We start from the raw sequence: 4,398 nt of genomic DNA, 5'->3' as shown, positions 1-4,398 counted from the left end.
GGGCCAGGGTGCACAGGACGATCAAGACGGTACGGAAGCGGTGGAGCATGGGCGCAGGTCCTCTGAGGGCAGTGCGTGGGATAAGCATACTACGGCGTATGGTGGAATGGAGCGCCTGCGGCGACCCGCCACAGAGGGTAGCGCGTGAAGATGCACGCGAGGCGTGCGTGATGCCGGATTGCGAGCGTGGCGTGCGCCGGTTGGGCAGCGCCTCAATCGGCGGAGGTGTCGCGCAGGGGCGCCATCATGCGCAGCGGTGCGAGGTCGTAGCCCATCGCTTCGGCCTTTGCCTTGAGCCGGTCGAACAGGGTGCGGTCCATCTCCGGCAGGCGCGCGAGGATCCACAGATACTTGTGGCCGGGCTCACCGACCATCGCCCACTGGTAGTCCGGGTCCAGCGCGATCACCCAGTAGTCGGCCCAGACCAGGGGCACCCAGCTCAGCCAGTCGGGAACGAAGCGCACCTGCAGCTGGCCGGGCTGTCCCGCAACGGGCCGCGCCACGCCTTCGGCGACAACCCGCTCGCCATCCACCTTGCGGCAGGCATTGGTGACGCTGATGCGGCCATCGCGACGCAGCCCGTAGTTGGCGGTGATCTCGCCCACGCACTGCTTCTGGAACGACACCGGCAGATGGGCGATCTCGTGCCACTGGCCGGCATAGCGATCAATGTCCAGTTCGCTGACGGCGCGCACGGGCTCGGCAGCGAGTGCCGGTGCGGCGAAAAGCAGCAGGCAGGCGAGCAGGGCGGGGCGCAGGTGCATGGGGCGGCTCCGGGCAGGACTCTGGAGCGTAGGGTGCACGGCACGCGGAGGTGTGAATGTTTCGTCAACCCGCGTGCCCGCGTCCGCGCACAATCGATGCGGCGTGAGCCACGCCATGCGTGGACGGAAAAGTCGCAGACAAAAAAAAGACCTGCATTTCTGCAGGTCTTCGAACATGGTGGCCGAGGACGGAATCGAACCGCCGACACGGGGATTTTCAATCCCCTGCTCTACCAACTGAGCTACTCGGCCATGTAGAAAAAAAAGACCCGCATTTCTGCAGGTCTTCGAAAGTGGTGGCCGAGGACGGAATCGAACCGCCGACACGGGGATTTTCAATCCCCTGCTCTACCAACTGAGCTACTCGGCCACTTGTTTCGTTGCAGCGATGTCGCTGCTGAGGACGCGCATATTACGGACGTAGGACAGGTTCGGCAAGCGTTTTGGAAAAAAACCTTCACATTGGTGTCTGTGGCCGGCGGAAGGTCCTGCAAGTGATTGATCCTGCGTTGAGCCGGCTCGACCTGAATTGTCGGACGCGGAAAACAGCGGCCCGCCGCTGACGCCAAAGTTGACGGAGCAAGCGATGCAGGGGCGGAGTGGGGACGGCGCCGATGGAACGCTGTTTTCATGGCGCGCACGCGGGCAGGGCACGGCGTACTGTCGCGGTTCCCCTCCCCGAAGCTGCCCGCAGCAGAGCCATTGGACATGTCCGATTCAACCACCCGTATCGTGCTTGCCTCGCGTCCGCAAGGTGCGCCGGTCGCCACCAATTTCCGCCTCGAACAGGCGGCCCTGCCGGCGCTGGCACCCGGCCAGGTGCTGCTGCGCAACCGTTACCTGTCGCTGGATCCGTACATGCGCGGACGCATGGACGATGGCCCGTCATACGCCCCGCCCGTGGCCGTGGATGCGGTGATGGAAGGCCAGACCGTCGCCGAAGTACTGCAGTCGCAGGCGCCTGGCCTGGCGGTGGGCGACCTGGTGCTGGCCCCCGGTGGTTGGCAGACCCATGCCGTGGTGGCGGGCGATGCGATCAGCCGGCGGCTGGATCCGGCCGGGTTGCCGCTGAGCACGGCATTGGGCGTGTACGGCATGCCAGGGTTCACCGCGTACTCCAGCCTGATAGAAATCGGCAGGCTGCAACCCGGTGAGACCCTGGTGGTGGCTGCTGCCAGTGGACCGGTCGGGGCCACCGTGGCGCAGCTGGCCAAGCTGCAGGGCGCGCGCGTGGTCGCCATCGCCGGTGGTGAGACCAAGCGTGCGTACCTGGAGACATTGGGCGTGGACGTGGCGCTGGACCATCGCGCCTCCGATTTTGCAGCGCAACTGCGTGCTGCCGTACCGGATGGCATCGACGTGTATTTCGAGAACGTGGGGGGGCATGTGCTCGATGCGGTATTGCCGCTGCTCAATGATTTCGCGCGCATTCCGGTGTGCGGCACCATCGCCACCTACAACGCCCGCGGCGTCGCGCAGCCTGGACCGGATCGGCTGCCGGCGCTGTTCAGCCAGATCCTGCGCCAGCGACTGACCGTGCGTGGCTTCATCGTCCATGACTTCAAGCATCTATGGCCGGATTTCGAGCGCGACATGCCGCAGTGGCTGCGCGATGGGCGCATCCAGTACCGCGAAGACGTCGTGCAGGGTCTGCAGAATGCGCCGGAAGCCTTCTTTGGCCTGCTGCAGGGGCGCAACTTCGGCAAGCTGGTGGTGAAGCTGGATTGAGTGATCGCTTCATTGAGGGCACCGGAACGGGTCCGGTGCCCTCCATCCACGACGCGCGCCGTTCGTTGGCTTACGGGGCGAAACGAAGCTGATTGGCGTCGCGGATCTGGATCTGGGTCTGGTAGTAGTACTTTTCGCTCTGCCGGCCGTTCGAATCGATGAAGGCGATGCGTACCCGACGCGCGGTGCCGCGCACCAGCATGCGCCGGTTCTGCAGCTGTTCGAGCTTCATGCCGAACGCCTTCTCCAGTTCCGGGCGCAGCGCGGCATCGATGTTGAGCGTGATGTTGAGCGGGTGGCGGTAATCGCGCTCGCTGTTCAGGTAGATGCGCTCGCCTTCGGTACGGGTGGCCTGCACGGTCAGCACGAAAACGCCGGAGATGCCGCGCTCGGGGTCATCCTGCGCGGCACGCACCGCCTCGTAGGTGCCGATGTAGCCTGCTGGCGGCGCTGGTTGCCGGTCAAGGCGATGCGCGCAGCCAGTGGCGAGCAGCAGTGGGATCAACAGGGCAGACATCAGGGCAGGGCGATACATGGCGCATCCTTGTGCGAGGTGACCGCCGATTGTGACCACGCGCCGATGACGATCACAAGCATTGAAGGGGCGTGATGGCTGCACGCGCTGTTCGCAGGCAACCGACCGCCGCATCACGCAGGCGCGGCTAGCGTTGTCCGCGTCACGTCGGCCTGTTGCCGGCGCCTTGGGAGCAATTCATGACCGAACACGACAAGAAGACCTCGAACGCACACGAAGGCGTGCAGGAAAGTCGCCAGGACCGGCAGCAGGAGGAAGTGGCCAAGCAGCGCCCTGGTCAGCAGGACCAGAAGGTACGTGATGCGCATTCGCGTGCACCCGTGCGCAAGGACGGCGGGCAGGACCCGGCCTGAGCGGTTGGCCAAAACAAAAAGCCCCGGCAGTGCCGGGGCTTTTTGTTCTTCATATGGTGGAGCCAAGGAGGATCGAACTCCTGACCTCGTCATTGCGAACGACGCGCTCTCCCAGCTGAGCTATGGCCCCATGGGTGGTGTTGCATCCCGTGGGCAGCGGAGCTGACGCCACGTGACGACCCTAGCATAGCGCTGGCCGGTGCCGGCTGCAAAGGGGCGGGCCGGACACAGCGGCGCAGGTGATCCGCGCCGCTGCAGGCCGGGCTCAGGGCAGCAAGGCCGCCGCGCGCTGGATCGCGATGTCGGTCGCAGCCGACACGCCATGCAGGTGGATGCAGGCGTGGATCATCCCCGGCAGGCGCTCCAGCGTGCAGTCCACACCCGCTTCCCGCAGGTGCGCGGCGTATTGTTCAGCTTCATCGCGCAGCGGATCGAACTCACAGCTCAGCACCGTGGCTGCTGGCAGCCCGCGTAGATCTGGGGCGTGCAGGGGTGAAGCAAGCGCCTGTCGGCGGTCACCGTCGCCGAGGTAGGCCTGCCAGCAGCGCTGCATCAGTTCGGCGCTGAGGTAGTAACCGTCGGCGAACTCACGATAGGTGCTGCTGGCCATGGTGGCATCCAATGCCGGGTACAGCAGCAGCTGATGCGATGGCAGCGGCAGTCCCTGATCGCGCAGCAGCAGGCAGCACGCGGCGGCGAGATTGCCGCCAGCGCTGTCTCCACCGATGAGCAGGCGCGCGGGATCAAGACCCAGGTCTGCGGCATTGGCCTGCAGCCACAGCCAGGCGTCGGCGACGTCGTGCAGCGGCGTCGGGAACGGATGCTCCGGGGCCAGCCGATAACCGACGGCAGCGATGACATGGCCGCTGGCATTGGCCAGGGCTCGGCAGGGGCCGTCATAGACCGCCAGCGAGCACTGGAACCAGCCACCGCCGTGGGCGAACAACAGGGCGGGGCGGGGTTCGGCGCTGTTGGTAGCGGGCGTGTACAGGCGCACGACCAGCGCATGGCCGTCGCG

The 4,398-nt window shown here is 65.8% G+C and carries 5 protein-coding genes and 3 tRNA genes; 2 read left to right on the top strand and 6 right to left on the bottom strand.

What is annotated here, in order from left to right; genetic code table 11:
- Positions 1-212: 212 nt before the first annotated feature.
- The 3 genes from AB4Y84_RS14385 to AB4Y84_RS14375 form a co-directional block, all read right to left on the bottom strand.
- Positions 213-764 (bottom strand): lipocalin family protein, encoded by a 552-nt coding sequence (locus AB4Y84_RS14385; RefSeq protein ID WP_442244066.1) that lies wholly within the window; start codon positions 762-764, stop codon positions 213-215.
- Positions 765-940: 176 nt separating this feature from the next.
- Positions 941-1,016: transfer RNA gene (locus AB4Y84_RS14380), tRNA-Phe, on the bottom strand.
- Positions 1,017-1,058: 42 nt separating this feature from the next.
- A tRNA-Phe gene (locus AB4Y84_RS14375) sits at positions 1,059-1,134 on the bottom strand.
- A gap of 338 nt (positions 1,135-1,472) precedes the next feature.
- Between AB4Y84_RS14375 and AB4Y84_RS14370 the strand changes: the two genes are divergently transcribed.
- Positions 1,473-2,492: an NADP-dependent oxidoreductase gene (locus AB4Y84_RS14370; RefSeq protein ID WP_442244065.1), complete on the top strand. Its 1,020-nt coding sequence runs from the start codon at positions 1,473-1,475 to the stop codon at positions 2,490-2,492.
- 70 nt (positions 2,493-2,562) lie between these two features.
- Here the strand turns inward: AB4Y84_RS14370 and AB4Y84_RS14365 are convergent, their stop codons facing one another.
- Positions 2,563-3,027, bottom strand: a complete 465-nt coding sequence (locus tag AB4Y84_RS14365) for a hypothetical protein (protein ID WP_442244064.1) — start codon at positions 3,025-3,027, stop codon at positions 2,563-2,565.
- A 179-nt stretch (positions 3,028-3,206) separates the two neighbouring features.
- On the opposite strand from AB4Y84_RS14365, the gene AB4Y84_RS14360 reads away from it, so the two are divergent.
- Positions 3,207-3,380: a hypothetical protein gene (locus AB4Y84_RS14360; RefSeq protein WP_181393036.1), complete on the top strand. Its 174-nt coding sequence runs from the start codon at positions 3,207-3,209 to the stop codon at positions 3,378-3,380.
- Positions 3,381-3,434: 54 nt separating this feature from the next.
- Here the strand turns inward: AB4Y84_RS14360 and AB4Y84_RS14355 are convergent.
- A tRNA-Ala gene (locus tag AB4Y84_RS14355) sits at positions 3,435-3,510 on the bottom strand.
- A gap of 135 nt (positions 3,511-3,645) precedes the next feature.
- A partial coding sequence (locus tag AB4Y84_RS14350; protein ID WP_442250327.1) for an alpha/beta hydrolase occupies positions 3,646-4,398 on the bottom strand: 753 nt, incomplete at its 5' end.

Source organism: Stenotrophomonas sp. 2YAF22, assembly GCF_052114665.1.
GTDB classification, from domain to species: Bacteria; Pseudomonadota; Gammaproteobacteria; order Xanthomonadales; family Xanthomonadaceae; genus Stenotrophomonas; species Stenotrophomonas indicatrix.
The sequence above is the reverse complement of the archived record's forward strand: the minus strand, read 5'-3'. Positions and strand labels throughout refer to the sequence as shown.

Excerpts from the sequence above, each read along its gene's own strand:
- AB4Y84_RS14370 (WP_442244065.1), top strand. The coding sequence starts at position 1,473 with ATGTCCGATTCAACCACCCGTATCGTGCTTGCCTCGCGTCCGCAAGGT.
- AB4Y84_RS14385 (WP_442244066.1), bottom strand. The coding sequence starts at position 764 with ATGCACCTGCGCCCCGCCCTGCTCGCCTGCCTGCTGCTTTTCGCCGCA.
- AB4Y84_RS14360 (WP_181393036.1), top strand. The coding sequence starts at position 3,207 with ATGACCGAACACGACAAGAAGACCTCGAACGCACACGAAGGCGTGCAG.
- AB4Y84_RS14365 (WP_442244064.1), bottom strand. The coding sequence starts at position 3,027 with ATGTATCGCCCTGCCCTGATGTCTGCCCTGTTGATCCCACTGCTGCTC.